Genomic DNA, 26,472 nt, shown 5'->3' with positions numbered 1-26,472 from the left:
ATATTAGCGCAAATGTTCTTCCAGAACTCCTGCAAGCTCGGAAGTATATAGATCGACTTTGGAACTGTCTTCCGCTTCAACCATAACTCTGGCTACGGACTCAGTACCGGAATAGCGCAACAGGACACGCCCCTTTCCGGCCAATTCCTGTTCAACCTGCTTGAGTGCATCCTGCACGGCGGGAACCTCATCAAAAGGAACCTTACGCTTGACATGAACATTCTGTAATTTTTGCGGATAAAGCTCAAGCAACCCGGAAAGTTCGGAAAGTGGTCTGTTCTTCTCGCACAGTATACGCAATAACTGTAAGGCTGCAAGCAGGCCATCTCCTGTGGTGCTGAATTCCTTAAAAATAAGATGACCGGACTGCTCTCCGCCGAGAATAGCTCCCTCACGGCACATGGCTTCAACTACGTAACGGTCACCTACCGGAGTGCGCAGCAGGGTTCCACCTTTCTCTTTCATGAAATTTTCAAGAGCCATATTACTCATAACAGTAGACACAAGCATGTTGTTAGTGAGCTTTCCGCGCTCCATGAGATCAGCTGCACACATGGCCATGATTACATCTCCGTCAAGAACCTGCCCTTTCTCATCAACAACAATGAGACGGTCGGCATCGCCATCAAGGGCGAGTCCGATATCCGCATGCTCTTCAACTACCCGTTGCCCTACAATCTCTGGATACAGGGAACCGCATTTGTCATTGATATTAAGACCATTGGGCTTATCACCAATACGGACAACTTCCGCTCCCAATTCTTCGAACATATGCCCGAGGCTGTAAGCTGCACCATTGGCGCAATCGAGAACAAGCTTGACTCCGTTAAGGGTCATACCATGCGGAAAACTGTATTTCAGGTAAACAATGTAACGACCACGGGCATCTTCAATCTTGTAAGCCCGGCCAATATTTTCAGACTGAGGATAATCCCATTCTGTATCCTGAGACATAACCATTTTCGAAATTTCGTCTTCCACTTCATCGGGAAGCTTGTAGCCGTTAGAATCAAAAAATTTGATACCGTTATCCATAAAAGGATTGTGGGAGGCTGAAATTACAATACCAAGGTCTGCACGCATGTTGCGGGTCAGGAAAGAAACTGCGGGAGTAGGCATAGGCCCGACCTGGAAAACATCCATACCCATAGCACAAAGGCCGGAAGTAAGGGCGGACTCAAGCATGTATCCTGAAAGGCGGGTATCCTTGCCGATGATGACTTTGTGCCGCTGTTTACCGTTCCTGAAATAAGAACCAGCCGCAAGCCCCATCCGCAGAGCCACCTCAGCTGTCATGGGGAAAATATTTACCTGACCGCGTAAGCCGTCAGTTCCGAACAAACGTTTACTCATCAATCTCTCCAAAATAAAGGGGCCGGACTCTAATTCTCTTCAGAATCGGGCTTTGATATCGTTACGGTTATTGCTTCGGGTTTCCTTTTCTTGACTATGCATCCCTTAGGCAGGGTCACTTCAAAAGGTACGACATTCATCCCTTCGGAAATAGTCGAATTTAAATCAATCGAAGCAGTAATCTCATCTCTGAATCCATTTTTTCTAAAAAAGGGCTTAGGCCCTTCCACAAGCAGCCTGACGTAATTCTGACTGGCGGTAAAGTCAATATCATCAGGCCCTAAAATATACAGGGGAACTTTTACCCACATCTTCCCGGTACGAACCGCAAAATCCAGATTTACACTGACCAAACCGGGATTGGATTCAACAGTATCCGGCAGTTGCAGGGGAACCTCACCTCTCCAGAACCCCGGAGAATCCGTATCCAGCATAATCGGCTGGGTCTTAACCTGTGTGACTTTTTTAAGCACCGAGGCCGGTCCGCGCAAGGTTACTTCTTCCGGATCACTAAATTTTTTCTTAAGCGTGTAGTCACGATGCAGGTCACCCTCCCATGCAGGAAGCACTCGGACACGCTTCTTTACAAACATATCCATGACCAGATTGATGTGTGATGGGTTTATCTCCACAACTTCCAACGCACTGCCAAGTCCCAGATTCTCAGGCACAATGTTAACCGGGTTATTCCCGACAACCAGATGTCCCGTATCAAGCGAATATGCAATTTTCTTGGTATCGAGATTACGAATCAATCCCTTAGGACCGCGCAACCGCACGGAGACCTTGCTGATCATACCTTCACGAATAATCATTCCCTGCGGGGGATTAACAATCTCCAATGGAAATTCAACCCAAGTTTCAACGAGATCACGCCCGGTAACCAAATACCAGGTCAAAAGGGCCATCATAAGGGCTAAAGCTGCTATTTTCCAGTGCTGTACTTTCATGGCGATCATGTCAAAACGTTTTTAAGAACCCTTCGAAGCCGGACAATATCCAGACTTGTGGTCAACTTGCCGCCAATGGCCGCTGACATCGTTCCGCGCTCCTCTGAAACCACAAGCGCAATTGCGTCAGTCTCTTCACTGATACCAAGTGCTGCCCGATGCCGTGTGCCGATAGCACTCTGTCTGGTAGTTACCTGCGCAAGAGGCAGAATACAGGAGGCTGCCACAATTTTATCAGACTTTATAACCACCGCCCCGTCATGGAGAGGAGTGTCCGGCCAGAAAATATTGACCAGCAGTTGCTTGCTGACCTGACCGTTTATCTCTACACCCTTTTCCAGAATATCACCAAGAGGAACATTTTTCTGGATGACCAGCAATGCTCCGATTTTTTGACGGGCCATAGTATCCATGGCATCACAAATTTCATCAATCACCGCGAGTTCAAAATCTTGTTTACGCCAAAAACGGCCTGCTCCCATCTGGGCCAGACCTTTACGGATATCCCGCTGAAAAAGGACAATGATTACAAGGAAGATTGAGCTAAGGAAATTAGTCAACAACCAGTTGAGGGTATATAGACCGAAAACATCGGAAATATAGTAAACAAGCAAAACCAGCAGCAATCCCCAGATCACTGCGGCAGCACGTGTTCCACGCACCAGCAGGATGATGTAGAAATAGACAATAGCGACCAGACCTACATCCAGCAGCTCTTTCCAGGAAATTTGAAAGCCCAGAAACTCAAACATCAGTATTCCCCACCGATCTCCTTCACTATTCTTAAAGTCTGGCTGGTCAGGCAGACCTCATGCACCCGGTGGATGGGTACTCCACGTGCGGCCAGAACAGCAGTTGCCGCCTGAGTCGCATTCTGTCTCTCGTCAGCCTCAAGGCCCAAAAGCTTGCCCCAGACGGATTTATTGGAAAGTCCCATGTAAACCGGAAACCCCAGTTCCATAAACCTATCAATCTGACGCAAAATCTCAAGATTATGCTCAAGGGTTTTGCCAAATCCTATACCGGGATCAATAACTATATGACTTTCGGGTAAGCCTGACTTTATGAGTTTTTCAAGACTTTTTTCAAAAAAACTCAAAATATCTTCTATGACATTACCATAACTCGGCGCCAATTGCATCTCTTCCGGACTACCCAGACTGTGCATGAGTACGTAGCCGGGTTTCAGGTCAGCAACAACTTCCAGTAATTCAGGGTCCTGCGTAAAAGCAGAAACGTCATTGACAATAGCAGCTCCGGCCTCAACAGCCGCACGGGCTACCCCGCTTTTAACAGTATCAACCGAAACCACGTAATCAAGACTAAGCTCCTTAATTACCGGAACCACGCGCGCGAGTTCGTCGCCGAGTGAAACCGGGTCCGCAAAAGGCCGTGTGCTTTCACCGCCCACATCAAGAATATCCGCCCCTTCATCTATCAGCTGGCGGCCATGCTCAACAGCATGCTGCGGATCATAATTCTTGCCCCCGTCATAAAATGAATCCGGGGTAACATTAACAATACCGGCAATAAAAAAAGGGGCAGGGCCTAACACCCTGCCCCCCTTTACGGTCCATGAATAATTTCGGGACATTTATCCTGATTCCTTATTCGGAACTCTTTTTATCTTCAGAAGCTTTAGCCTCTTCAGCTTTTTCTTCTTTTGCTTCTGCAGCTTCCGGCTCAGCGGATTCTGCGGACAACTTGAACTCATCTTCTTTTTCTTCAGCCTTTTCTGCGGGCTGATCCTCAAAAGCGAACTCACCCTTATCAGCACTCTCTTCCTGAGCAGTCTCGGCAACAGGAGAGTAGCCCTGCTTGGAAGTGGAGCCGTAAGCCCTTGAGGCAGGAGCAGGCTTTGTAGACCCTACAGTTTCAAGCGGGGGAAGATCGCCGCCGGTCATGAGAATATCGAGGTCGTTGCCATCTATAGTCTCACGTTCGAGCAGTGCTTCAGAAACCGCATGCAGCTCTTTCTCATTTTCAGAAAGCAGCTTATTCGCTGTCTCGTAAGCAGTATCAATAATCCTTCTAACCTCGGAATCGATGAGGCGGGATGTATCTTCACTAAAGTCCTTATGCTGTACAAGCTCCTTGCCAAGGAAAACCTGATCCTGACTTTCGCCGAAAGTCATGGGTCCAAGCTTCTCACTCATACCCCACTGGCAAACCATGGAACGGGCCATCTTGGTAGCGCGCTCGATATCGTTGCTTGCCCCGGTTGTAACCTGATCAAGGATCAGTTCTTCTGCCACACGTCCACCGAGCAGCATCACCAGAGTATCAGTAAGGTAAGCTTTATTATAGTTATGACGGTCATCTACGGGCAGCTGCTGAGTTACACCCAGAGCACGACCACGCGGAATGATAGTAACTTTATGTACAGGATCGCAGTTATCAAGCAACTTGGCGATGAGAGCGTGACCGGCCTCATGATAGGCAGTGGTCTTCTTATCTTCATCAGTGAGGATCAGGCTGCGGCGTTCGCGACCCATAAGGACTTTATCCTTTGCTTCCTCAAAATCGTCCATCTTGACGTAATCCTGGTTGTTCTTAGCTGCATAGAGGGCAGCTTCGTTAACAAGGTTCTCAAGGTCTGCACCGGAGAAACCGGGAGTACCGCGAGCAATCACATCAAGGTCGATCTCACCGGCAAGAGGCGTCTTGCGGGTGTGAACCTTAAGGATATGTGCACGGCCCTGAACATCGGGAGTAGGCACAACAACCTGACGGTCAAAACGGCCGGGACGCAGAAGCGCGGGGTCCAGAACATCAGGTCTGTTGGTAGCAGCGATGAGGATAACACCTTCGTTGGACTCAAAACCGTCCATTTCAACCAGCAGCTGGTTCAAGGTCTGTTCACGCTCATCATGTCCACCGCCAAGACCTGCGCCACGCTGGCGACCCACGGCATCAATTTCGTCAATAAAAATCAGGCAGGGTGCGTTCTTTTTACCCTGTGCGAAAAGATCACGCACACGGGAAGCACCGACACCAACAAACATTTCAACAAAGTCGGAACCGGAAATGGAGAAAAAGGGTACACCAGCTTCCCCTGCAACAGCACGGGCAAGCAGGGTTTTACCGGTACCGGGGGGGCCAACCAGCAGAACACCTTTAGGGATGCGTCCGCCGAGACGGGTAAACTTTTTGGGTTCGCTCAGGAACTGAACAACCTCGGCAAGTTCATCCTTGGCTTCATCAACACCGGCAACATCTTCAAACGTCACGCGAGCGGTTTCTTCATTTATCATCCTAGCCTTGGAACGACCAAAGGACATGGCTCCGCCACGGCCTCCACCGCCTCCCTGCATCTGGCGCATGAAGAATATCCATACCCCGACAAGAAGCAACATCGGAAACCATGATATGAACAAAGTCATATACCACGGGGCCTCTTCTTCCGGCTCGGCAACAACTTCAATTTTGTTTTTCAGCATATGCTGAACAAGGGCCGGATCATCGGGATTATATGTGACAAAGCGTTTGTCACCGACCATTACCCCGCTGATTTTCTGCCCCTGAATCTTAACTTGAAGGACTTCACCATCATCGACCCTGCTTAAAAAGTCGGTGTAGGAAAGTTTGAGCTGGGAAGTCTGCGGCTGATTAAACAGATTGAACAGGACAATCATAACCAGCATGATGGTTACCCAGACCAAGAGATTCTTGGCAAAACTATTCAAAGTCTATCTCCTTGGATATGCGTCCGGCCTGCCAAAGCCTATCAATATGCGGCAAGCACCGGACTGTATTTACATTTTTTCTACAGTATCAATCAGCTATTAATAAGGCTAATTCGGGAAAAGGCAAGTCATAAACAAAAATATTATTAATGCTTGCCCTTTGGCTGCAAAATTGTTAGCCATTTCTTCTTCGCAGGGGAAGTGTATCGTAACCGGTGTTGCGCCTGGACTTCAAATCCAGTGGACGGGTTAACCCTCGTCGGTAGGTTCGACTCCTATACACTTCCGCCAATATTTCCAACCCCTTGTCTGCAAGGGGTTTTTTCGTTTAAAAATGACCGCCTTCTATCAATGGACGGTAAAGGTTTTCTTGGGATTCCATCCATAAAGAATAACCTCCATCGGAATCTTCCACTTTGTAGAAAACATCATCGAAATTTTTTCCCGCAGGAAGGTCAAATGAGATTGTGCTGGTCATCATTGAGCTTTTCCACTCTTTGGACTCTTCATTATATTCTCGCCCCCAATTAATTATGTTGTTCATAACAACCTGGGTAGAATCTACTCCCTTTTCGACTTTATTTAAAACAAGTGGTCTGTTTTTGTATAAAACGACATATTCTTTACTATCAAAGACCTCAGACAACATATTTTCAAATATGCAATACAAATCTGAATCTTTACTCATATTTTATTCCGTCCCGTAAGTGATTTTGGCATACCCATATCTTATTAATCCATCATCGCCTTACCAGCAAGCCCCATCGCCAACAACAAAAAAGGCTGGAATGAGACAGCCATGCTATCCGATTCCAGCCTTTTAATTGGTCTCAACAACTAAAAACTAATCTTCAAGCCACCCGTTCAGCTCATTAATCTGTGCGTCAACAGATTCTGGTCCGGTGCTACCGGGGGAAACCCTGCGTCTTACTGCGGCTTCGTAGGAAAGCACCTCAAAGACATCTTCTTCGATTTTATCGGAGAAAGATTTAAATTCTTCAAGGCTCATATCTTCAAGCCCCCTGCTCTCGGCTTCAGCCTTTGCAACAGCAGAACCGGTGATATGGTGCGCTTCGCGGAAAGGAATTCCCTTACCTACGAGATAATCAGCAAGCTCTGTAGCATTCAAGAAACCTTTTTTCAGCGCAGCTTCCATGTTCTCTGGGTTGAAGCCCATGGCCTGCATCATGTCAGCCATGATTACAACTGAAGCATGTACGGTTTTATCGCAATCGAAGAAAGGTTCTTTGTCTTCCTGCATGTCACGGTTATATGCCAGTGGCAATCCCTTGCAGGTAGTCAGCAGTGAAATAAGGTCACCAAAAACACGCCCGGTCTTACCGCGCATAAGTTCGCAGACATCAGGATTCTTCTTCTGGGGCATGATGGAAGAACCGGTGGAAAATTCATCGGGCAGTTTAATGAAACCGAAGCAGGGGTTGGCCCAAATAATCAGCTCTTCACAGATGCGGCTCAGGTGGGTCATGATCAGGCTGCCGGTAAACATTGCTTCCATAACAAAATCACGGTCGGAAACAGCATCAAGGCTGTTGCGGAAGGTTTCTGCCATGCCGAGATATTTAGCGGAAGTAGCAGGTTTAAGCGGATAAGTTGTTCCAGCAAGGGCAGCAGCACCCAGCGGGCAAACGTTAGCTCTTTTGATGCAGTCCACTACTCTGCTGTGGTCGCGCTTGAACATCCAGGCGTACGCGAGCATGTGGTGGGCGAGGCTTACAGGCTGTGCGGGCTGCAGATGAGTATAACCGGGCAGCAGGACTTCTCTATTATCGTCAGCCTTGGCAGTAAATACCGCGATCAGCTTCTCAAGAGCTGTTTTCCATGCTTCCAGAGAACGCAGCACGTGCAGACGGAAGTCGGTTGCAACCTGATCGTTACGGCTGCGGCCAGTGTGCAGTTTACCACCAACAGCTCCGACGATTTCAGTCAGTCTGCTTTCGATGTTCATGTGGAGATCTTCCATCTCCTTTTTCCATTCAAACTTTCCGGATTCAATCTCTTCCAGAACCTGATCAAGTCCTTTGACCAGAGTTTGGGCTTCTTCGGCAGTCAGAACACCCTGCTCTGCCAGCATCCGGGCATGGGCCTGAGAGCCGGAAATATCTTCGCGGTACAGATTCTGGTCGTAACTAACGGATTCAGTGTAGTCTTCAACAGACTGCGCGGTCTTGGCAGCAAATCTGCCGCCCCATAATTTATTATCAGCCATTTTTTACCTCAGATGCCTCCGGCGGCTGGGGAAGGGGAAACTCTTGCAAAAGTTTCCCCTTCCCCAGACCCCATCCCCTTCAAAACCTTTTGACGGGGCTTCGCCGCTGGAGACTAATTTTATTGCTAATTTTTAAATACCGTATCCCCTTTTAGGGACGACACAGATCTTAATACCAAAGAAAACGCCTGTCGTCAGCATAGCGGCCGGAAACAGGCGGAAGTATCTGAAAAACCCGAACGAACTTGCGTCCGTCCGGGTAATTAAAACAAATTAGTCAGCGTCTTCGACGTCGCCTTCTTTGATCCACTCGGAGCCGGAAGAAGTTTTACCTTTAAGACGTAGACCGACCAGCTTGATGAAGCCTTCAGCGTCTTTCTGGTTGTATACTTCGTCTTCTTCGAAGGTCGCCAGATCTTCACGATACAGGGAATAAGGAGACTTACGGCCTTCGGGGATTGCGTTACCCTTGTAGAGCTTCAGTCTCACAGTACCGGTTACGGTCTTCTGGGTTTCGTCGATCATAGCCTGCAGAGCGATACGCTCAGGAGCAAACCAGAAACCATTATAGATCATTTCAGCATACTTGGGGATCAGGCTGTCACGCAGGTGCATAACTTCGCGGTCCATGCAAAGACCTTCAAGATCACGGTGTGCGATATGCATGATAGTTCCACCGGGGGTTTCGTAAACGCCACGGGATTTCATGCCGACAAAACGGTTTTCAACCATGTCTACACGACCGATACCGTGCTTGCCACCGAGTTCATTAAGTTTTTCAACGAGAGCTGCCGGTGAGTACTTGGTACCGTTAATAGCAACAGGATCACCTTTTTCGAAATCGATGGTGATAATTTCAGGCTCGTCCGGTGCTTCTTCGATGGGACGGCAATAACGGTAAGATTCAGGAGAAGGAGCATTCCAGGGATCTTCCAGCTCTGCACCTTCGAAACTTACGTGGAGCATGTTGGCATCCATAGACCAAGGCTTCTTACGAGTAGTGGGAATCTCGATATCGTTCTCGTCTGCGAACTTCATGAGATCGGTACGGGATTTGAGATCCCATTCACGCCAGGGCGCAATATGCTTCAGTCTGGGGTTCATACCCATACCGCCCAATTCGAAACGGACCTGATCGTTACCTTTACCGGTCGCGCCGTGAGCAAGAGCCTGTGCGCCTTCCATCTCAGCAATTTCAACCATTCTCTTGGCAATCAGAGGACGAGCAATGGAAGTACCGAGCAGGTAGCGGCCTTCATAGATAGCACCGGCACGGAAAGCGGGAAAAATGAAATCACGTGCAAATTCTTCACGCAGATCTTCAACGAAAGCCTTGGTTGCGCCAGTCTTGAGAGCTTTTTCCTCAATACCGTCCAGCTCTTCACCCTGACCGAGGTCAGCAGTAAGAGTGATAACTTCGCAGTCGTACTCCTTCTTGATCCATTTCAGGATGATGGAAGTATCCAGACCACCGGAATATGCCAATACAACTTTATTTACTTTGCTCATCTTATAAATCCTTTGCCTCCGGCGGCCCTCCGGGGGCCAAAGAAACTTTTGCAAAAGTTTCTCTGGACTCTTCAAAACCTTTTAATAAGGCTTCGCCGCTGTCAGCGTTAAACTATCTATTACTAAAACTTATTATTAAACCTGTCGGCGAAACCCAAACAAAAGTTTTTGGGATTCTTAAACCCTTTTGCAAAAGGGTTTAAGGCTCCCGGCAGGGCCGCCGGAGGCATTCCTATTCAATAGTATGCATGTGCGGTACAGCCTGCACGGGTCCGAGCAGCTTATCTACTGCATCGTAGTCAACTTCGATACCGTTGACAGCCCATTCGAGAATGGCTTTCTGCATGTGCAGTCTGTTTTCAGCCTGATCAAAGATGATTGATCTGGGACCATCCAGCACTTCAGCTGTAACTTCTTCACCACGGTGTGCGGGCAGGCAGTGCATAACTTTGCAGTCAGGATCAGCGTGCTTAAGCAGTTCGTCATTGACCTGATAAGCAGCAAAAGCCATTTCACGCTTCTTCTGTTCTTCTTCCTGACCCATGGATGCGAAGACATCGGTATTCACGTAGTGCGCGCCTTTTACGGCTTCAACCGGATCATAGCTCAGATTGATTTTAGCACCCATGGACATAGCCCGTGAAAGGATGTCGTGATCCGGCTCGTATCCTTTAGGGAAAGCCAGAGTCAGGTAAAAGGGGAAATAAATTGCGGCATTAATCCATGAATGCGCCATGTTGTTGCCGTCACCGACCCATGCCACATGCACATTCGAAAGATCAGGAGTTCTTTCATAAATGGTCAGCATATCGCTGAGCACCTGACAGGGATGGTATCTGTCTGTCAGAGCGTTGATGACCGGAACAGAGCCGTATTCAGCAAGGGTACGCACTTTATCCTGACCGAAAGTACGGACAACGAGAGCGTCCGCATAACGGGAAAGAACCTGTGCGGTATCTTCCAGCGGTTCACTTCTGCCGAGCTGTGATTCAGCGGGGGTCATGAAAATGGAATGACCGCCGAGCTGCTCAATAGCAACGTCAAAAGAAACACGGGTACGGGTGGAAGCTTTTTCAAAAACCATGATAACGGTTTTCCCTTCAAGGGCGTTATTTCTGATTTTATTATCCTTGAGCTCTTTGGCGCGCAGCAGAAGCTGGCCGAGTTCTGAACGGGGAACATCATTAATTTTAAGGAGATGTCTGATCATCGTAAAACTCCAGATATATTTGAGGTGAGCCTTAACTGACAATGAAAAATTGCAATCGGGAATTATTGCCTATAAGACCCGCCATTGTAAACCATAAATATATGATCGTGGTCTAAAAAAAGGACCAAAAGACGGGATTTACTCATGCGCAGCATATGGACAGCCCCGAATGGGACCATGCTGCAAGAAATCGGGTTGGCTTTTAACTTATTGCCAACCCAAGGTTCGCTGTCGGAACAAAGGAGCTACGGATTCAACAGCTCTGTCGGTAAGAGAATACATTTCTGCACCGTGATCATACCCGGCAAGGTGCAGCATTGCATGCGCAAGCAGCCTTACGGTGTGCTCTTCCGGCTGCTGGCCGTAGAGTCGGGTTTCACGGGCTAGAGTATCCACAGACAAAACTATCTCTCCTAAAAAGTTGTTTTTTTCCAGATCAGGAGTCTCGGAAAAGGGAAAACTGAGCACATTGGTCGGACCCACGCATCCCAGAAATTCTTCATTAACTTCAGCAATAGCGGCATCATTGACTATTTTGAGATCAAAGTCAAAACCTTCCACACCAAGAACCTCAAGCAACATCTCGCCCATGCGCAAAAGCTCACGCTTTGCGAGAGGAAATTCAGCATTGGGAATGCATTCTATGCTCAGGTTCACAGCCACTACTTACTGCCCTTGCACTCGTAATGGTCATAGGCTTTGACAATCCGGGCCACCAGCGGATGGCGAATGACGTCGCCGTCTTCGAATTTGATAAAACTGATTCCGCGCACATCCTGCAGGATATTGACAGCCTCCACCAGACCGGAAGGTTCACGGTTAGGCAGGTCAATCTGGGTAATATCGCCGGTTACCACGGCCTTGGAACCAAATCCAAGACGGGTGATGAACATCTTCATCTGTTCCGGGGTGGTATTCTGCGCTTCATCGAGGATGACGAATGCATTGGAAAGTGTCCGCCCGCGCATGAAGGCCAGCGGTGCAATTTCAATGACATTCTCCTCAATCATATCCTGTACTTTACCCATATCGAGCATATCGTAGAGGGCATCATAGAGAGGACGCATGTAAGGATTGACCTTATCCACAAGGTCACCGGGCAGGAACCCCAACTTCTCTCCGGCCTCGACAGCGGGACGGGTCAGGATGATGCGGTTAACCTCTTTACGCTGCAAGGCATAAACAGCCATAGCCACGGCAAGATATGTCTTCCCGGTTCCGGCAGGACCGACCGAAAAAACCATGTCATTATCGCGGATCGCGGAGAAATAAGCCCGCTGGGTCAGAGTTCGCGGTGTAAGGGTCTTTTTCGGAGAAACCGCAAAAAGCTCATCACGGAAAATTTTTATAAGATCAGCCCGAGGATCGCGACAGAGAATACGGTAAGCTGCTTCCACATCCTGCGGAAAAATCTCTTTACCTGATTTCAACAGCTTATAGAGCTGAGTGAATGATTTTGCGACCGGATCGATGAGTTCTTCATTTTCAGCGATCAGCTGTAACGAATTTCCCCTGCTCTCAATTCTAACGCCGGACTGACGTGAAATTAGATCAAGGTTGGAATTCTGGGCACCAAAAAGGACGCTAGCCAGTCCAACATCATCAAACTCAAGCTTAACCCGAAACTTTTCTTTATCTGCCATTAAACATTTCCTGTAATTTTTGGAGCATGGATACGGCAGGATTCAAGAATATGCAACTGATTAAGACAGACAACTTATGAACCGAGCAGATCATCCACTGCTGCAAGAATGGCTTTAGCGTTAAAAGGTTTGGTGAAAGTATACTTCACGCCGAACATTTTAATCCAATCAAGTGAATCATAATTAGCAGAAGAACTGCCGCCGGAAACTGCAATAATCTTAACTTCCGGGTTTTCTTTCATCAACTCGCGAACAGTCTGGACACCTTCTTTTTCCGGCATAAAAATATCAGTAATAACCAGATCAATCAGATTTCTGTCATATCCCTGAATAGCCTTAACTCCGTCTTCGGCTTCAGTTACATGGTGCCCTTCTTTTTCCAGCATGGCTTTCAGTACCTGGCGTGAGATGGGATCATCATCAACGACGAGAATCCGGGGCATATAAACTCTCCTTAACTTCCCAAAAGAATAAATACAGGCAATCAAAGATTGCTATTGAAAAAACAACGAAACTGTCAGGTTAGGAATTAACTTTTAAAAAAAATATTTTCAAGACATTAAAGGAAAAAACTTAATAGCGCGACTTGCGGCTACCTTTGAATATTTCATACTCTAACAGACGGCACTCAATCTTGGCATTATAAAAAACAAGTCTTTTTGCTGACTTAAGTCCAATAAACTTAGCAAGATCGAGATTTCCGGTAAAAATAAAGCCTTTATATCCCTGACATTTGTTCTTCAAAAAATCACCAATGGCGGTATAGATCTTTTCCAGTTTAGTCCTGCAGCCCAGCCGCTCTCCGTATTCAGGGTTCATGAACACAACCCCGCCACCGTCTGGAATCTCAGTTTCGCGGAAATCGCAGACATTGAACTCGATGTGGTGCTCCACCCCGGCTGCGCGGGCATTCTTTCTCGCAGCTTCTACTGCTTCAGGATCAAGGTCGGTGGCAATAATACGCCCATCAATAGAATCACGCTCCCGGTCCTCAGCATCGATGCAGAGATTATCCCAGTATTCAGGATTGTAACCGGGAAGTTTCATGAAAGAAAAATATTCACGCATCAGGCCCGGAGCCCCGTTCAGAGCAACCAGCGCCGCTTCAATGGCAAGAGTACCACTACCGCACATGGGGGATACAAAATTACCGCGCCCATACCATTCTGCAGCACGGATCAAAGTTGCAGCCAGAGTTTCCTGCAAGGGAGCCTTGGCCGGGAACTTACGATAACCACGGCGGGACAGGGGGACACCGGATGTATCCAGATAAACGGTGCATTCATCATCTTTCCAATGCAGAAAAACAACGATGCCGGACATCTCAGGCCCGGAAGAAGGGCGTCTGCCGCTCTTCTCACGAATGCGGTCAACGATGGCGTCCTTAACCTTAACATTGGCAAAACGCGAATCATTAACGGTTTCGGTGCGAACGGAAGAGGTAACGGTCAAATAATCATCAGGTCCGAGAACATTTTCCCAAACCATATCTTTAACCTGATTGTACATCTGATCCGGGGTATCAGCTTTGAAACGCTTCAACTGATACATAACGCGGTGCCCGCAGCGAACCCAGAGATTAAGCCGCATACAATCGTTGAGCGAAGCTTTGGTCTCTACACCTGCAGGAAGTTCAGCACGAACTTTAAAACCCAGACGGCCCATTTCCTCCGCAAGATAGGGGCTGAAATTCTTAGGACAGGTAACAAGCACAATACTCTTACGTTCAAAATCAAGCATTTTAACCTCACCGGACACATGTGCCCTCAAAAAATATTTAATACGGCTGCACTGCTTATTGATGCATACACCGTTTATCATCAATAAAAAAGCAGACTGTTCAAAAAGTACCAGATGCAAGGCGCAAAAAAAAGGATGGAACGATGCGTATAAATAATACGTGAGTTTCAGCCTTTTTTGCAGCAACCCGCAGATGGTGCCTTTTCAACAGTCTGCTAGGCTCTGCCGCAATGTGCGGCAGAGCCTTATATACATAACTAAGCTAAACAACAAGTCCTTATTTTTTGAGAGCAGCCTCCATCTCAGCAAAATCAGCCAGAATCTGCTCATCCTTCTGGGGAGCGAACATATTCACAGCCATGATGGTCAGCATGTTGGCGACAAAACCGGGAACGATTTCATACATGGTAGCACCCAGCCCAGCGTCTTTCCAGAAGACCAGTACCAGAGTACCGACCACCATACCGGAGAGTGCAGAAATCCAAGTGGTCTTTTTACTGAACAGAGAGAAGATAACAACCGGACCGAATGCAGCACCGAAGCCGCCCCAAGCGTAAGAGACAAGACCAAGAACAGTGTTACCGGGAGTCAGTGCCATGCTCATGGCGATGATGGAAATCACCAGAACACAGAGACGTCCCACGAGCATAAGTTCTTTATCGGAAGCTTCACGACGCAGAATTTTCTTATAAAAATCCTCGGTCAGTGCGGAAGAAGAAACCAGCAACTGAGAGTCAATGGTGGACATAATTGCAGAAAGGATGGCAGCCAACAGGACACCGCCAACCCAAGGGTTAAAGAGCTTGGAGATCATGTAAATGAATACTTTCTCCTGCTCACCACCGTGCAGGCCGTCAAACATGGGAATAGCAACCATACCGACAACAACTGCACCGGCAAGGGAGATAACAACCCAGATCAGAGCAACAGCTGTCGCCTTGGGCAGTTCTTTAATGGAACTGATACCCATAAAACGGGTCAGAATGTGCGGCTGTCCGAAATAACCAAGCCCCCACGCCATGGTGGAGATTACAGCGATAATGGAAAGAGGTGCCCCTGCTCCATTATGAAAAAGACTGGTGGAAATGTGCTTGGCTGCCATCTCAGCTTCAACGACGGAAATACCGCCGTTATCAATTGTTCCTAGAATAGGCACAAGGACAATGGCAAAGAACATCAGACCGCCCTGAAAAAAGTCTGTCCAGCAAACAGCCATAAACCCGCCGAGAAAGGTATATGCAACGATTACCACCGCCCCGCTGATAACAGCAACTGAGTAATCAATATTAAACATGGACTCGAAAAGTTTACCCGCAGCAACCAGACCGGAAGAGGAATAAATAGTGAAGAAAATAAGAATAATGACGGCAGAACCGACCCGAAGCAGGCTGGTTGGGTCATTGAATCGTTTTTCAAAAAAAGATGAAATTGTGAGTGTATCTGTCATCTGAGTATAAACACGCAGGCGGGCAGAAATAAAAATCCAGTTCAACGCAGTACCGATGAAAAGGCCGATGGCAATCCATGCCTCAGTCATACCGCCAAGATAAACAGCGCCGGGAAGCCCCATTAGCAGCCAGCCGGACATATCACTGGCCTGTGCTGAAAGAGCAGTAACCCAACCGCCCAGCCCGCGCCCGCCGAGGATGTAGCCTTCAATATTTGAAGTACGTTTGTAGAAATACCAACCTACGGCCAGCAGGAAAACCAGATAAACACCAAATGTAAGCAAAGTCTCAGTCTGAATCACAATAAATCCTTTTTGAACAAGTAAAGAAAACAAAAACAACCTAAAACGTAAAAAGGGGTCACTATTTAACCATCATGACGATTGTGTACAAGATATTTTTTTTCAGCGTATATTGTACGGTTACTTTCTAATATTAGATTAAATTATTCAGTTTTTTATTCAAAAAGTTCATTATTTTCATTTCCAGGAAAGTATTTACACCGAGAGACATTCCAATAAAGTGTTTCCTTTTTTTTAAATTCAGACTGAACCAAAACACAGAATTACATGAAGACAAAATAAAATAACTGTCCCAAAATAGGAGCCAGTTTTAGCCAAATCATCTTGACAGTCAGCAATAGTTCCAAGAAAATTAATCATCTTAAACCCTAAAATTAACGAGGTAACTCGTGCTGCCATTAATACTAGCAGGCATCACCCTGCTGACCATAATCGGGATTTCAATCTATGCGAGAAAGAAAGGCCAAAGCGGATTCGGTGTCTTCTTTCTGCTATATTCAATCATTTCAATCATTGTTTATATTGTTACCCTGCCGAAAGGTAAGCCATTCATGTTAGTGGATATTCTGGGCCAGATCGGTGTAATTTTCACCTGCATAGGAATAATCGTCGCCCACGCCAGAAAGGGAAGAAAGATTCTCTACGCCCTGCCCGGCCTGATCATCCTCGGCATCTCCCTTTCACTCCATATAGGAAAGGTACAACCGCCCTCCCAGAACGGGACCGCAACCAACTCAACGGTCATAATGCAGTCCAACCAGACCAAAAAATAGGAAAAGCCCCCTGCCTTGAACATTCAAGGAGGGGGCTTAGAAATTGTGCTACATGCCACTTGCTGCTTACTGCCTGACCGTCCGTTCCGGAATCATCTTCTCAATAACTTTATAAAGCCTGTCCGCAAACAGCATCAGCCGTTCCTTATAAACTGCATGGTCAGTATTCTCAGCGTCCTGCTCCGCCAGAGTCGCCACAGCCTGCAACTGCACCGCCCCCTGCGCCATACCCATCCGCCCAGCCTTCAACTCATCTAATATGAACTGCACCTTATCTCCGTATTCCCGTAATTGATTCATGGGCATATGGATACATTAGTGGAGGTGGGAGTCAAGGCGGAATAAAGGCGGAAAACCAAAAAAACACCCCCTTAGAACAGCTATGCGGATGCTGTTGTAAGGGGGTGTTTATATTACGGTTGGTGCGAAAGGAGAGACTCGAACTCTCACGGATTAACCGCTGGATCCTAAATCCAGTGCGTCTACCAATTCCGCCACTCTCGCAACCAAATTTTATGGGCTAATTAATGGATAACATCCTTCTTAAAAGTTCGCTATCCCGTGCAGCCGTTGCGTTAATATAAGCAGTGTAACAGCTTGTCAACAAAAATCGTTTAAAATTCTGTAGAAACGGTTATTTCCGATCAGAGACCATCGCCTCAAGCAGCTTAACCAGCTTTTCTTCGAGATCGTCAAAATCCCTTGCCAGCAAACGAATGCAAGGTTCTATCCCATTAGTGCCGGATTCGCAAATCACGTCAACCATTTCAGGTTCGGGATGTTCTGACATAGCATTGCAGGTTCCCCACTCAAGCGTATTTTCCTCAGTTCCGGGAACTTCACCAGGCTCATCAGCACGATCGAACCATGCTTCAACAAATCCGCACTCAGCTACAGCATCAAGAATCTGATCACTAAGCCGTAATCTGGCTGCGCAGTCTATTTCCGGGTTAGCCTTTCTTGCACACAGCAGCACCTTGGCTATATTGAAAGAAGCCCCGAATTCAGGATGTCCGCAGACCAGAACCTCACCTTTACGAGTGCAGGTAATCCGCCCACTAAAGGCCGCCACATCTTTAATATCAGCGGCATGCGGTAAAGCAACCGCCACATTCATACGAACTTCGGGAATCAACTTATCAAGACCTGACATACGCTCCAAACGTAATCCGAACTCATGAAGATCAGTAAGAATGCCCTGCTTCATGCTTTCAATCAGCATGGGAGCGAGATGGTTAGGCGGCCCGCTTCCTTCGCCAAGGTCAAACCCGGCTCTCAGTGCAAGATTCAAATATTCCTGAGCCTTGCGAACAGCAGCAACCATATCATATCCCTTCGCCAAGCCGGATGCGATGGTAGCAGAAAGAGTGCAGCCTGTACCATGGCTGTTCTTGGTATTTACCCGCTGCTGCATAAGCGGAATCGGCTGCTGTCCTTTAATTCCAAGCCAGTCGGTCGCGGCTACAGAATCAAAATGCCCACCCTTGACCAACACAGCCTTCGGTCCCATTTCAAGGAGAATTTCAATAGCTTCAAAAATATCTTCCCGGCTCTTGATTTCCAAACCAGTAAAGAGTTCCGCCTCAGGAACATTGGGAGTCAGCAAATCAGCCAGAGGAAATATTTCCTTCATGGCTTCAACAGCATCATCTTTAAGAAGCTTTGCACCACTTGTCGCTACGCAGACAGGATCAATCACCAGCGGGATATCTTTACCCTTTAATGCCTCGCCAACTGAGCGAATAATGGGCGCAGAAAAAAGCATACCGGTCTTTGCTGCCCGCACCTTGATATCTTTGCAAACCGTTTCAATCTGAAGGGCAACAAAGTCTGGGGAAACAGCCTCAATCCCGGTAACCCCGGTAGTGTTCTGGGCTGTAAGCGCCGTAATTGCGCTGGCCCCGTAACACCCAGCCATGGAAATGGCTTTAAGATCAGCCTGAATCCCGGCCCCTCCGCCGGAATCAGACCCTGCTATTGTCAAAACGCATGGAAGCGGTTTCATTATGCCTCCTTAGGCAATTGTTTTATAATTTGAAAAAGGATTTTACCCATCGCTGCGTTCCCGGTCAACACTAGCTGTCCATCAGAATTAAACACATTTACCTTCTTGCCAGTCACGGGGTTCAGCTATATGTATGCCCCATGACAATCAGCATTATCGCAAAAAAAAGGAACCAGCCGAAGTTTTTACCCATGACCAAAAAGGAAATGGACAAACTTGGGTGGGACAGACCGGACATCATTCTCGTTTCCGGGGATAGTTACATAGATCACCCCAGCTTCGGCATGCCGCTATTGGGCCGGGTTCTCTCTGCACATGGATTCAAAGTCGCACTCATCTGCCAGCCGGACTGGAATAATCCCAAAGCAATAGAAGAACTGGGCCGCCCGCGACTTTATGCCGGGGTTTCAGCCGGTGCGCTGGATTCCATGGTTGCCCACTACACTTCATTCCGCAAAAAAAGAAGCGATGATGCTTACACACCCGGAGGCCGTGCCGGTGCTCGTCCCAACCGGGCCTGTCTGATTTATACCAACCTGATCAAAAAAGCTTTCAAAGGACTTCCGGTCATCATCGGAGGAATCGAGGCATCACTGCGCCGGATTTCGCACTATGATTTCTGGACCGACAAAATCCGTAAAACCATTCTCATGGATAGCAAGGCAGACCTGCTGGTCTACGGCATGGGCGAAAGAGCCATGCTCCAAGCAGCTATCCGCCTCTCAGAATCCGGAGAGCCGTCTGCCAAGGACTTGAAGGGTATTGCTGGCACGGCATTCATGGGAAGCCCTGAAGACGTCGACCACGAAGCGGAATTAATCGAACTCCCCTCCCATCAAGATCTTCTCGATACCCCGCAAGATTTGATGAAAGCAACCCTTGCCCTTGAAAAGCAGGTTCATTTTGGAGATGCGTGGGCCATTCAACCGGTAGATAAACGGCATGTGGTAATTACTCCGCCTTCTGAATATCTTTCCACTGAAGAGCTGGACTGGCTCTACAGCCTGCCCTTTGCACGTCTGCCGCACCCTATCTACAAAGACAAAGGGAAGATTCCGGCAGCAGCGATGATTGAGTTCAGTATCACATCCCACCGTGGATGCGGTGGCGGCTGCTCTTTCTGCTCAATCGCCATGCATCAGGGAAGACATATCCGCTCGCGCAGCAAAAAGTCTATTCTTAATGAATTGAAAAGGATGCAGGATCACCCTGATTTCAAAGGCTCCGTTTCCGACATCGGCGGTCCCAGTGCGAATATGTGGAATGCACACTGTACACTGGAACGCGGCAAGTGCAAACGCAAGAGCTGTCTCGTGCCCAAAGTCTGCCCCAATTTCAAATACGACCAGCAGGCCAACCTTAAACTTTACCGCGATGCCCAAAAAATGGACGGCATCAAGCATGTGCGTGTTGCCAGCGGTGTCCGCTACGACCTTGGGCAGCAAAACAAACACAGCCTCAAAGATATTTTCAAGGAATTCGTCGGCGGACAGTTAAAAGTCGCCCCGGAACATATTGTGCCGTCCGTACTTAAGCATATGCGCAAGCCGGACCTGCCCATATTCGAAAGTTTTCTGGAGATGTTTTCTGCGGAATCCAAAAAAGCGGGCAAAGAACAATACGTTATCCCCTACCTGATGAGTGCATTCCCCGGCTGTACGGATCAGGATATGCGCCAACTCGGTTCATGGCTGGCTGCAAGAGGCTGGAAACCGCGTCAGGTGCAATGCTTCATCCCCACTCCGGGTACAATAGCTACCGCAATGTTCTATTGCGAAACCGATCCTGAAGGGAACAAAATTTACGTCGCCAAAACCGATGCCCAGCGTTTGAAACAGCACCGCATCCTGATTCCTGATCCGGGCCGCGACCCCCGTTCCATTAAGGAAGGCAAGAAGAAGCCGTCCAGTGATAACCGCAAAAAACCGGAAACGCAGGATAAAACAGGAAGAAAGCCTAAAAAAGGCAAACAAAACGATAACGATAATAGCGGTACCAAAAGACCCGGCAAAGGCAAAAATTTTAACCGTAAAGATAAAGGAAAAAGCTTCACAAAGAAGAAAAAAATGAAGTAATTACTGTTGGAAACATAGGGCAATTCATATAACATGTGTATGACCCTGAACTTCAACAGCGGATTACTTAATGAGCTCAGAATCCTTTGCCAACTTGTGCATCTTTCACATCATGGACGGATTGCGTGACGGTCTATCGCATTTTTCTTCCAACAGCAGGACAGCCTTAATATATGCGGTAACCCCGGATGATCCGCTGCGCATTTATGATCCGCAGGATCTTTTGCGCGAGCATCAACCCAAACTGCAGGAATATTTCATTGATTCTCAGGATTGGCGAAAGGGTGACAACCATGACGACAACACCCGACTTATTGAAGTAATCCGAACCAAGGATCTGGCTCTTGCAGGATTGATCACCTGTAGTGCACGTTCCAGCAGCATCTTTTATCAATGCTGGTTCACCGAGCAACACCCGGACATGTGCTCCATCGGGCCAACTGAAAGCTGGATGGAATACGCGGCTCTGCTGCTTTCTCAGGATTTTGCAACCCAGAATATCCTGCGCATTGACAGTTCCGGGCATTTGCTGCGTGAATACTCCACCCACGCCGTGCGCGACTATGTAGTTGACCAGCGCAACCGCATAATGGGCTGGGATACCCAGTTGCGGGTCTACCCCATTCTCGACGCCGTGCTCGGCATTTCCAAAACGCGGGAAGAAGGCGCATGGGCGCGAGGCGAACTCATTTTTATCGAGCCCTCAGAACTTGATTCCATCAAGTACATGGCTAAATTCCCTGAGACAGAACGCCCGTCCCTCAAAAACCACAAACACGTCAGGAAGCTGCTCCAATCTGTGGAAAGCTCCAGCCGCAAACTCGTTTCCGATGGCAAGCGCGTTGTCGGCATCGCTGCAATGCCGCCGACCAACAACTCCATTTCTGCCGTATTCAAAGGAGACTGGGGATTGGTTTACCTCGGCAGCGAACCTATTTGCAGTTTTGCGGACGCAAAATTTTCCTCCACAAACTACAAACCCAACCTCGTTCACCTTGAAGAATATCTCCTCGAGCTGGACCTGAGTGCCGATACAAGACACAGCCTTTTCCAGCTGGTCATCCAAATGATCTCCACAGCCAACCACCGCAGCCACGGCTGCACACTGGTACTGGACTTTAATGAGGAGCCTGTCGAAATAGCAGGCCAAACCCTTGAAGAACCTCTGGACCTACGCCAACCGGAGATACGCGGACTGGCCCGTTCACTAACCAAGCTTGATGGTGCAGTTCACATCTGTAAGGACTTAAAACTACATGGATTTGCATGCCTGCTGGACGGTAAGGCTGTGTCCGGGGAAAATCGGGCCAGAGGCGCTCGTTTCAACTCTGCCCTGCGCTTCACCGCCAAATATGACAATCTTATTGTAATCGTAGTCTCGGCGGACAAACCAGTTTCAATTATCCAGCGTGGTGTTGAACTAACCGCTAACTGTGAATGGAAACAACTGTTTGCCTGTGTCAGCACCCCACCATCATTTAATGACTGGAGTAAGGAATAAATTTCATGAAAAAATTATTAATTCTTTTTGTCCTCTGCGCTTGCGCTTTATTTTACGTAACCCCGGCTTCAGCTGGTTACCGCATCATAAAAAGCTACTCCTTCGACAAAAAGAAAGCGTCCAAAGATTGGTCGGCGCGTAAAACTTTCATCGTCGGTAAAAACCGCACGCTGGGTCTCTTCAATGACCGCAACAAACGCTACCCGTCACAAACAGTACTCACCCTGACCGGACTTACATCCACTTCCGACCTTAGACTGAAATTCGATATGATTTTCGTCGGCAGCTGGGACAATGAAGGCAAGCTGGCCGATAAATTTGTAATTTCAATTGTCGACGGTCCAGAACTGCTGAACATGACGAACTTTCCCTGCCAATTAATCGACAATGACGACTCCCGTCCGGTGAATAACAACGGCCTAGTGCGAGTCGGACCGAAAGATCGTGCTTACTGGATCAAACCTATCAGCATCTCAATTCCGGCCGGTAAAATTGAGAACGGTTCTATTTCTATAAATTTCAAAGGATTTCTTACTGGTCGCAAGACTGAATTCTGGGCCATGGATAATGTTCAAGTCCTGACTAAATAATTTAAGTGGACAAACGGACTTATTATGTCACAATATGCATACATAAAAATGAGACTTAGCGGGTTATTGTTTGGGGGTAGCTAAGCTGGTTATTGTTTGAGAGTAAAATTTTGATGTTTCTTTCATCTATTTTTAACTTGATTACCCCTTCACTTTGATGCAAAACCATGCCTAGTCAAGTTATTCTCAAAGTAAACAAGCCAACATTCGCAACACAAAACACTTAAAATATAAAGTTTTACAAATGTTTCTCCGCTATATACAATTTTCTCTCTTAGCAATATTCCTGCTAACAACCCAAGGTGTACACCCCGCTGTAGCGGACGGAAAAATGGTTGTCGCTGTTGTCTGTACAAATAATGCCATAAAGAAATACACCAACCTTCCAGATTCTGCCAAAGAAGTTCCCTTCGTAAACAACAAAATCCCCCCAGAGATAACGACTCGTTGTGTGACCAGCTTAATGATACTGAAAAATGCACTAGTTCTGGGCGGAATAAATCCACAGCTGACATTCATGGAGACCCCCAACGCCAGACGCGAAGAAGACGAGCTGGTTAAAGGCTATGCAGCAATCAGCACACACTTGTTTAATGAGAGTGCAATTGATCTGGCAAAATTCAACGATAAAATTTATATCAGCGATCCGGTCCTTGAGGACGGAGATTATGAAAAAGGTATTTTTTGTTTGCCCGGTAATTACGATGTTTTAAACGCGCACACCATTGAAGATTTAAAAAAAGCAGGTATTCCTTTGATCGGCATCCATTGGAATAACGACAACGAAGCCTTGCAAAGCATGGGAATTAAAGAAATAGCCAAAGGCCCGACAATGGAATCACTTTTCCGTATGCTTAAAGCAGGAAGGGCTGACTGGGTTCCGTTAGGATTTCATAACTCCAAAGACTTAAGCGTAACCCGGGCTGGAATAACCCTTGTTCCAGTCAAAGGAATTAAAATCAGCCTCCGCGAAAGCAGGCATTACATTGTCTCAAAAGTACATCCGGATGGGGAAAAGATTTTTCAGGCCCTGCAAAAAGGAATCAAGATTATGCGGGAACAAGGCATGATCAAGAAAATGCTCACTCAAGGCGGATACCATTGCAACGCCACTCGGAACTGGAAGGTTCTAAACGATAAAAGCTTATTGACCATCGAATAAAAAACGGACCGGATCATATAACCCGGTCCGTTTTTCTTTAAAGCTGTCCGAATACTTCGGTAAACGGGCTGTTCCCGACCTGCTTCACCTCAAGAACATCATAAAGTTTTTCAAGCTGCAGAACTATCTGCTCAAGCTTGCTGTCATCCGCGACAGTAAGAATCATACGGCTTTCGCTACCATCACCCACCGGACCGCAAACAATCCCTTCGAGGTTAAAATTACGGCGGGAGAAAAGGCCGGTAATCTGGCTCATTACTCCGGCATGGTTACGTACCAGCAAATCAATGACAAAATTATGTTTACACATGGCTAACCTCCAATCATTTCCCGGTTAGCGCACTCCGGCGGAACCATGGGAAGAACCTTGTTTTCAAAGTTAATAGGAATGTTTATTACACACGGACCGTCCTGCCCCAGAACCTTGCGCAGGAACAGCTCTGGATTTTCCTGCTCTCCGAGGTCAAAGGACGGAATACCAAAACCTTTGGCAATTGATGCAAAATCAGGATTACTCTCAAAACTCGAAGCAAAATAACGTTCTTCAAAAAACAACTCCTGCTGCTGGCGAACAAGGCCCAGACGGTTGTTGTTCATGATCAGAACCTTAACATTCAGTCGCTGCTCAGCCAGAGTTGCCAGTTCCTGAATATTCATCAGGAAAGACCCGTCGCCACTTACGCAAACAACCTTCTTATTCGGCTTGGCCAGAGCCGCGCCGATAGCGTTGGGCAAACCGAAGCCCATTGTTCCCAGCCCGCCGGAAGTAAGCAGGGTCCGGGGTTTGCGGAAGGGATAACCTTGCGCTACCCACATCTGATGCTGACCAACGTCAGTGGTAATGATGGCATCATCGGGCAATGTCTCACCCATTACCCGGATCAGATTCAGGGGATGGAAGGTATCCTGCTCATCCGGACGCTGATCGGGATACATCATACGGATGGAAGCAAGACGTGCGCTCCATCCGATGCGAATGGAAGTGTCAACTTTCTCAACCAATTCGCCGAGAACATGACCAACATCGCCAACGATTGAGAGGTTGGAGGATTTGATTTTGCCGATTTCTGAGCGGTCAATATCGATATGCAGGATGTCGGCATGCTTGCAGAATTCACAGGCCTTACCAACCGCCCGGTCATCAAAACGAACACCAAGAGCGATAATCAGGTCGGCTTCTTCCATAATCATGTTAGTGGAACGGGAGCCGTGCATCCCAAGCATACCGAGGTAGTTGGGATCACCATGTGGAAAAACTCCAAGGCCCATGAGAGTTGTTACAACCGGAATTGAATTCCTGCGTGCAAATTTAACCAGATCTTCAGAAGCGTTAGCCGCAACAACACCGCCACCGGCATAAATTATCGGCCTGCTGGATTTATTGATCATGGCAATTGCCTGTTCGATCTGCTCTGCATCGCACTCGAAAGAATCAAATTCAATTTCAGGAGTCGCAATTTCAGAAATTTCTATTATCTCCTTCTGAACATCCTTCGGAATATCAACAACAACCGGACCGGGTCTGCCGGACTCCGCCAGCCTGAAAGCTTCGGGGATAACTTCCAGCAGATCTTCTGCGGACTGAACCAGAAAATTGTGTTTGGTGATGGGAATAGTCAAACCATAGGTGTCTACTTCCTGAAAAGCATCAGTGCCGATAAGAGTACTGGTAACCTGCCCGGTAATGGCGACAACAGGGATGGAATCAAGCCTTGCGTCGGCGATGGCTGTCAGCAGATTTGTTACACCGGGACCGGAAGTACCCATACATACCGCAGCCTTCCCGGTTGTCCTGGCCATTCCCTGCGCCATAAACCCCGCACCCTGCTCATGCCGGGCGAGGATGTGCCTGATGGAGCTGTCACGCAAGGCGTCATATATGGGCAGGTTGGAACCGCCGGGAATACCGCATATAATTTCAATTCCCTGTTGTTCCAAGAGCTTAATCAACAATCTAGCACCACTGATCTTCATTTTCGCACCCTCATAATTTCCTGATGAAAATAAAAAACCCCCGTCGGCTTAGCCGGCGGGGGTTACAACTACTCGTTATGAATGTAAACTGTTGCTTACAACCTTCCCTCCGGCTCACTTAAGCCTCGCACGACCACGACAGAAACCACGACCATCACCACGTTGGTGACGGTTGCAACGACTGCATTCATATGGTCAAGGGTAGATAGTAGCATTTCAGTTCTTCTCTAAAAAAAATCCGTAAAAATTTAAAACGTTCAAAGAGCTATAATCCGAATCCTTTTCACAACGCAAGCCCTTTTTTTAATTTATGCAGCAAGGAGA

The 26,472-nt window shown here is 47.6% G+C and carries 23 protein-coding genes and 2 tRNA genes; 6 read left to right on the top strand and 19 right to left on the bottom strand.

The window, feature by feature from the left end:
• Positions 1–3: 3 nt before the first annotated feature.
• From glmM to ftsH, 5 genes are read right to left on the bottom strand one after another with little or no spacing between them, the layout of a single operon-like run.
• The gene (gene glmM, locus ACNI29_RS16475; RefSeq protein ID WP_419779461.1) at positions 4–1,353 is read right to left on the bottom strand and encodes a phosphoglucosamine mutase; all 1,350 of its coding nucleotides are present in this window, start codon (positions 1,351–1,353) and stop codon (positions 4–6) included.
• 29 nt (positions 1,354–1,382) lie between these two features.
• A complete protein-coding gene (locus ACNI29_RS16470; protein ID WP_419779460.1) occupies positions 1,383–2,312 on the bottom strand; it encodes a CdaR family protein in 930 nt (309 codons plus the stop codon).
• Complete coding sequence (gene cdaA / locus ACNI29_RS16465; protein ID WP_419779459.1) at positions 2,309–3,055, bottom strand: diadenylate cyclase CdaA; 747 nt, start codon at positions 3,053–3,055, stop codon at positions 2,309–2,311. The genes ACNI29_RS16470 and cdaA overlap by 4 nt, the downstream gene beginning before the upstream one ends.
• Positions 3,055–3,897, bottom strand: a complete 843-nt coding sequence (gene folP / locus ACNI29_RS16460) for a dihydropteroate synthase (RefSeq protein ID WP_419779458.1) — start codon at positions 3,895–3,897, stop codon at positions 3,055–3,057. The genes cdaA and folP overlap by 1 nt, the downstream gene beginning before the upstream one ends.
• Positions 3,898–3,910: 13 nt before the next feature.
• Positions 3,911–5,989 (bottom strand): ATP-dependent zinc metalloprotease FtsH, encoded by a 2,079-nt coding sequence (gene ftsH, locus ACNI29_RS16455; protein ID WP_419779457.1) that lies wholly within the window; start codon positions 5,987–5,989, stop codon positions 3,911–3,913.
• Positions 5,990–6,186: 197 nt separating this feature from the next.
• Between ftsH and ACNI29_RS16450 the strand changes: the two genes are divergently transcribed.
• Positions 6,187–6,280 (top strand) — tRNA-Sec (locus ACNI29_RS16450).
• 37 nt (positions 6,281–6,317) lie between these two features.
• Here the strand turns inward: ACNI29_RS16450 and ACNI29_RS16445 are convergent.
• The 9 genes from ACNI29_RS16445 to putP form a co-directional block, all read right to left on the bottom strand.
• Complete coding sequence (locus ACNI29_RS16445; protein WP_419779456.1) at positions 6,318–6,677, bottom strand: hypothetical protein; 360 nt, start codon at positions 6,675–6,677, stop codon at positions 6,318–6,320.
• Positions 6,678–6,833: 156 nt separating this feature from the next.
• On the bottom strand, positions 6,834–8,216 hold the full coding sequence (gene argH / locus ACNI29_RS16440) for an argininosuccinate lyase (protein WP_419779455.1): 1,383 nt from the start codon (positions 8,214–8,216) through the stop codon (positions 6,834–6,836).
• 273 nt (positions 8,217–8,489) lie between these two features.
• Positions 8,490–9,725 carry an argininosuccinate synthase gene (locus ACNI29_RS16435; RefSeq protein ID WP_419779454.1) on the bottom strand — a complete coding sequence of 412 codons (1,236 nt, stop codon included), beginning with the start codon at positions 9,723–9,725 and terminating at the stop codon, positions 8,490–8,492.
• 232 nt (positions 9,726–9,957) lie between these two features.
• Positions 9,958–10,935 carry an ornithine carbamoyltransferase gene (gene argF, locus ACNI29_RS16430; protein ID WP_419779453.1) on the bottom strand — a complete coding sequence of 326 codons (978 nt, stop codon included), beginning with the start codon at positions 10,933–10,935 and terminating at the stop codon, positions 9,958–9,960.
• Positions 10,936–11,142: 207 nt separating this feature from the next.
• A complete protein-coding gene (gene ybeY / locus ACNI29_RS16425; RefSeq protein WP_419779452.1) occupies positions 11,143–11,598 on the bottom strand; it encodes an rRNA maturation RNase YbeY in 456 nt (151 codons plus the stop codon).
• Positions 11,598–12,578: a PhoH family protein gene (locus ACNI29_RS16420; protein ID WP_419779451.1), complete on the bottom strand. Its 981-nt coding sequence runs from the start codon at positions 12,576–12,578 to the stop codon at positions 11,598–11,600. The genes ybeY and ACNI29_RS16420 overlap by 1 nt, the downstream gene beginning before the upstream one ends.
• 74 nt (positions 12,579–12,652) lie before the next feature.
• Complete coding sequence (locus tag ACNI29_RS16415) at positions 12,653–13,021, bottom strand: response regulator (protein ID WP_419779450.1); 369 nt, start codon at positions 13,019–13,021, stop codon at positions 12,653–12,655.
• Positions 13,022–13,151: 130 nt separating this feature from the next.
• Positions 13,152–14,318, bottom strand: a complete 1,167-nt coding sequence (locus ACNI29_RS16410; RefSeq protein ID WP_419779449.1) for a THUMP domain-containing class I SAM-dependent RNA methyltransferase — start codon at positions 14,316–14,318, stop codon at positions 13,152–13,154.
• Between the two features lie 277 nt (positions 14,319–14,595).
• The gene (gene putP, locus ACNI29_RS16405; protein WP_419779448.1) at positions 14,596–16,068 is read right to left on the bottom strand and encodes a sodium/proline symporter PutP; all 1,473 of its coding nucleotides are present in this window, start codon (positions 16,066–16,068) and stop codon (positions 14,596–14,598) included.
• Between the two features lie 389 nt (positions 16,069–16,457).
• On the opposite strand from putP, the gene ACNI29_RS16400 reads away from it, so the two are divergent.
• The gene (locus tag ACNI29_RS16400; protein WP_419779447.1) at positions 16,458–16,841 is read left to right on the top strand and encodes a rhomboid family intramembrane serine protease; all 384 of its coding nucleotides are present in this window, start codon (positions 16,458–16,460) and stop codon (positions 16,839–16,841) included.
• A gap of 66 nt (positions 16,842–16,907) precedes the next feature.
• Here the strand turns inward: ACNI29_RS16400 and ACNI29_RS16395 are convergent, their stop codons facing one another.
• The 3 genes from ACNI29_RS16395 to thiD form a co-directional block, all read right to left on the bottom strand.
• Complete coding sequence (locus ACNI29_RS16395) at positions 16,908–17,111, bottom strand: hypothetical protein (RefSeq protein WP_419779446.1); 204 nt, start codon at positions 17,109–17,111, stop codon at positions 16,908–16,910.
• 150 nt (positions 17,112–17,261) lie between these two features.
• Positions 17,262–17,345 (bottom strand) — tRNA-Leu (locus tag ACNI29_RS16390).
• A gap of 130 nt (positions 17,346–17,475) precedes the next feature.
• A complete protein-coding gene (gene thiD / locus ACNI29_RS16385; protein ID WP_419779445.1) occupies positions 17,476–18,846 on the bottom strand; it encodes a bifunctional hydroxymethylpyrimidine kinase/phosphomethylpyrimidine kinase in 1,371 nt (456 codons plus the stop codon).
• 140 nt (positions 18,847–18,986) lie between these two features.
• Between thiD and ACNI29_RS16380 the strand changes: the two genes are divergently transcribed.
• The 4 genes from ACNI29_RS16380 to ACNI29_RS16365 all read left to right on the top strand — a co-directional run bounded on the left by ACNI29_RS16380 (position 18,987) and on the right by ACNI29_RS16365 (position 24,174).
• The gene (locus tag ACNI29_RS16380; RefSeq protein ID WP_419779444.1) at positions 18,987–20,921 is read left to right on the top strand and encodes a YgiQ family radical SAM protein; all 1,935 of its coding nucleotides are present in this window, start codon (positions 18,987–18,989) and stop codon (positions 20,919–20,921) included.
• Positions 20,922–20,991: 70 nt separating this feature from the next.
• Positions 20,992–22,422, top strand: coding sequence for a DNA integrity scanning protein DisA nucleotide-binding domain protein (locus ACNI29_RS16375; protein ID WP_419779443.1), 1,431 nt, complete (start codon positions 20,992–20,994; stop codon positions 22,420–22,422).
• A 5-nt stretch (positions 22,423–22,427) separates the two neighbouring features.
• Positions 22,428–23,012, top strand: coding sequence for a hypothetical protein (locus ACNI29_RS16370; RefSeq protein WP_419779442.1), 585 nt, complete (start codon positions 22,428–22,430; stop codon positions 23,010–23,012).
• A 463-nt stretch (positions 23,013–23,475) separates the two neighbouring features.
• The gene (locus ACNI29_RS16365; protein ID WP_419779441.1) at positions 23,476–24,174 is read left to right on the top strand and encodes a hypothetical protein; all 699 of its coding nucleotides are present in this window, start codon (positions 23,476–23,478) and stop codon (positions 24,172–24,174) included.
• A 37-nt stretch (positions 24,175–24,211) separates the two neighbouring features.
• Here the strand turns inward: ACNI29_RS16365 and ilvN are convergent, their stop codons facing one another.
• Together ilvN and ilvB are read right to left on the bottom strand one after the other, a co-directional pair.
• Positions 24,212–24,484, bottom strand: a complete 273-nt coding sequence (ilvN, locus tag ACNI29_RS16360) for an acetolactate synthase small subunit (protein WP_419779440.1) — start codon at positions 24,482–24,484, stop codon at positions 24,212–24,214.
• A gap of 2 nt (positions 24,485–24,486) precedes the next feature.
• Positions 24,487–26,148, bottom strand: coding sequence for a biosynthetic-type acetolactate synthase large subunit (ilvB, locus tag ACNI29_RS16355; protein ID WP_419779439.1), 1,662 nt, complete (start codon positions 26,146–26,148; stop codon positions 24,487–24,489).
• Between the last annotated feature and the right edge of the window lie 324 nt (positions 26,149–26,472).

The sequence above is a fragment of the Maridesulfovibrio spiralis (SeqCode) genome (assembly GCF_048571135.1).
In the GTDB taxonomy this organism is placed as follows: domain Bacteria; phylum Desulfobacterota; class Desulfovibrionia; order Desulfovibrionales; family Desulfovibrionaceae; genus Maridesulfovibrio; species Maridesulfovibrio spiralis.
The sequence above is the reverse complement of the archived record's forward strand: the minus strand, read 5'-3'. Positions and strand labels throughout refer to the sequence as shown.

What these genes read in the sequence shown, in the direction of transcription:
- ACNI29_RS16410 (WP_419779449.1), bottom strand. Translation starts at nt 14,318, where the DNA reads ATGCTTGATTTTGAACGTAAGAGTATTGTGCTTGTTACCTGTCCTAAG.
- ACNI29_RS16435 (WP_419779454.1), bottom strand. Translation starts at nt 9,725, where the DNA reads ATGAGCAAAGTAAATAAAGTTGTATTGGCATATTCCGGTGGTCTGGAT.
- ACNI29_RS16380 (WP_419779444.1), top strand. Translation starts at nt 18,987, where the DNA reads ATGACAATCAGCATTATCGCAAAAAAAAGGAACCAGCCGAAGTTTTTA.
- ACNI29_RS16375 (WP_419779443.1), top strand. Translation starts at nt 20,992, where the DNA reads ATGAGCTCAGAATCCTTTGCCAACTTGTGCATCTTTCACATCATGGAC.
- folP (WP_419779458.1), bottom strand. Translation starts at nt 3,897, where the DNA reads ATGTCCCGAAATTATTCATGGACCGTAAAGGGGGGCAGGGTGTTAGGC.
- ACNI29_RS16420 (WP_419779451.1), bottom strand. Translation starts at nt 12,578, where the DNA reads ATGGCAGATAAAGAAAAGTTTCGGGTTAAGCTTGAGTTTGATGATGTT.
- ACNI29_RS16470 (WP_419779460.1), bottom strand. Translation starts at nt 2,312, where the DNA reads ATGATCGCCATGAAAGTACAGCACTGGAAAATAGCAGCTTTAGCCCTT.
- glmM (WP_419779461.1), bottom strand. Translation starts at nt 1,353, where the DNA reads ATGAGTAAACGTTTGTTCGGAACTGACGGCTTACGCGGTCAGGTAAAT.
- argH (WP_419779455.1), bottom strand. Translation starts at nt 8,216, where the DNA reads ATGGCTGATAATAAATTATGGGGCGGCAGATTTGCTGCCAAGACCGCG.
- ACNI29_RS16365 (WP_419779441.1), top strand. Translation starts at nt 23,476, where the DNA reads ATGATACTGAAAAATGCACTAGTTCTGGGCGGAATAAATCCACAGCTG.
- ACNI29_RS16445 (WP_419779456.1), bottom strand. Translation starts at nt 6,677, where the DNA reads ATGAGTAAAGATTCAGATTTGTATTGCATATTTGAAAATATGTTGTCT.
- ACNI29_RS16415 (WP_419779450.1), bottom strand. Translation starts at nt 13,021, where the DNA reads ATGCCCCGGATTCTCGTCGTTGATGATGATCCCATCTCACGCCAGGTA.
- cdaA (WP_419779459.1), bottom strand. Translation starts at nt 3,055, where the DNA reads ATGTTTGAGTTTCTGGGCTTTCAAATTTCCTGGAAAGAGCTGCTGGAT.
- argF (WP_419779453.1), bottom strand. Translation starts at nt 10,935, where the DNA reads ATGATCAGACATCTCCTTAAAATTAATGATGTTCCCCGTTCAGAACTC.
- ilvB (WP_419779439.1), bottom strand. Translation starts at nt 26,148, where the DNA reads ATGAAGATCAGTGGTGCTAGATTGTTGATTAAGCTCTTGGAACAACAG.
- ACNI29_RS16370 (WP_419779442.1), top strand. Translation starts at nt 22,428, where the DNA reads ATGAAAAAATTATTAATTCTTTTTGTCCTCTGCGCTTGCGCTTTATTT.
- ilvN (WP_419779440.1), bottom strand. Translation starts at nt 24,484, where the DNA reads ATGTGTAAACATAATTTTGTCATTGATTTGCTGGTACGTAACCATGCC.
- thiD (WP_419779445.1), bottom strand. Translation starts at nt 18,846, where the DNA reads ATGAAACCGCTTCCATGCGTTTTGACAATAGCAGGGTCTGATTCCGGC.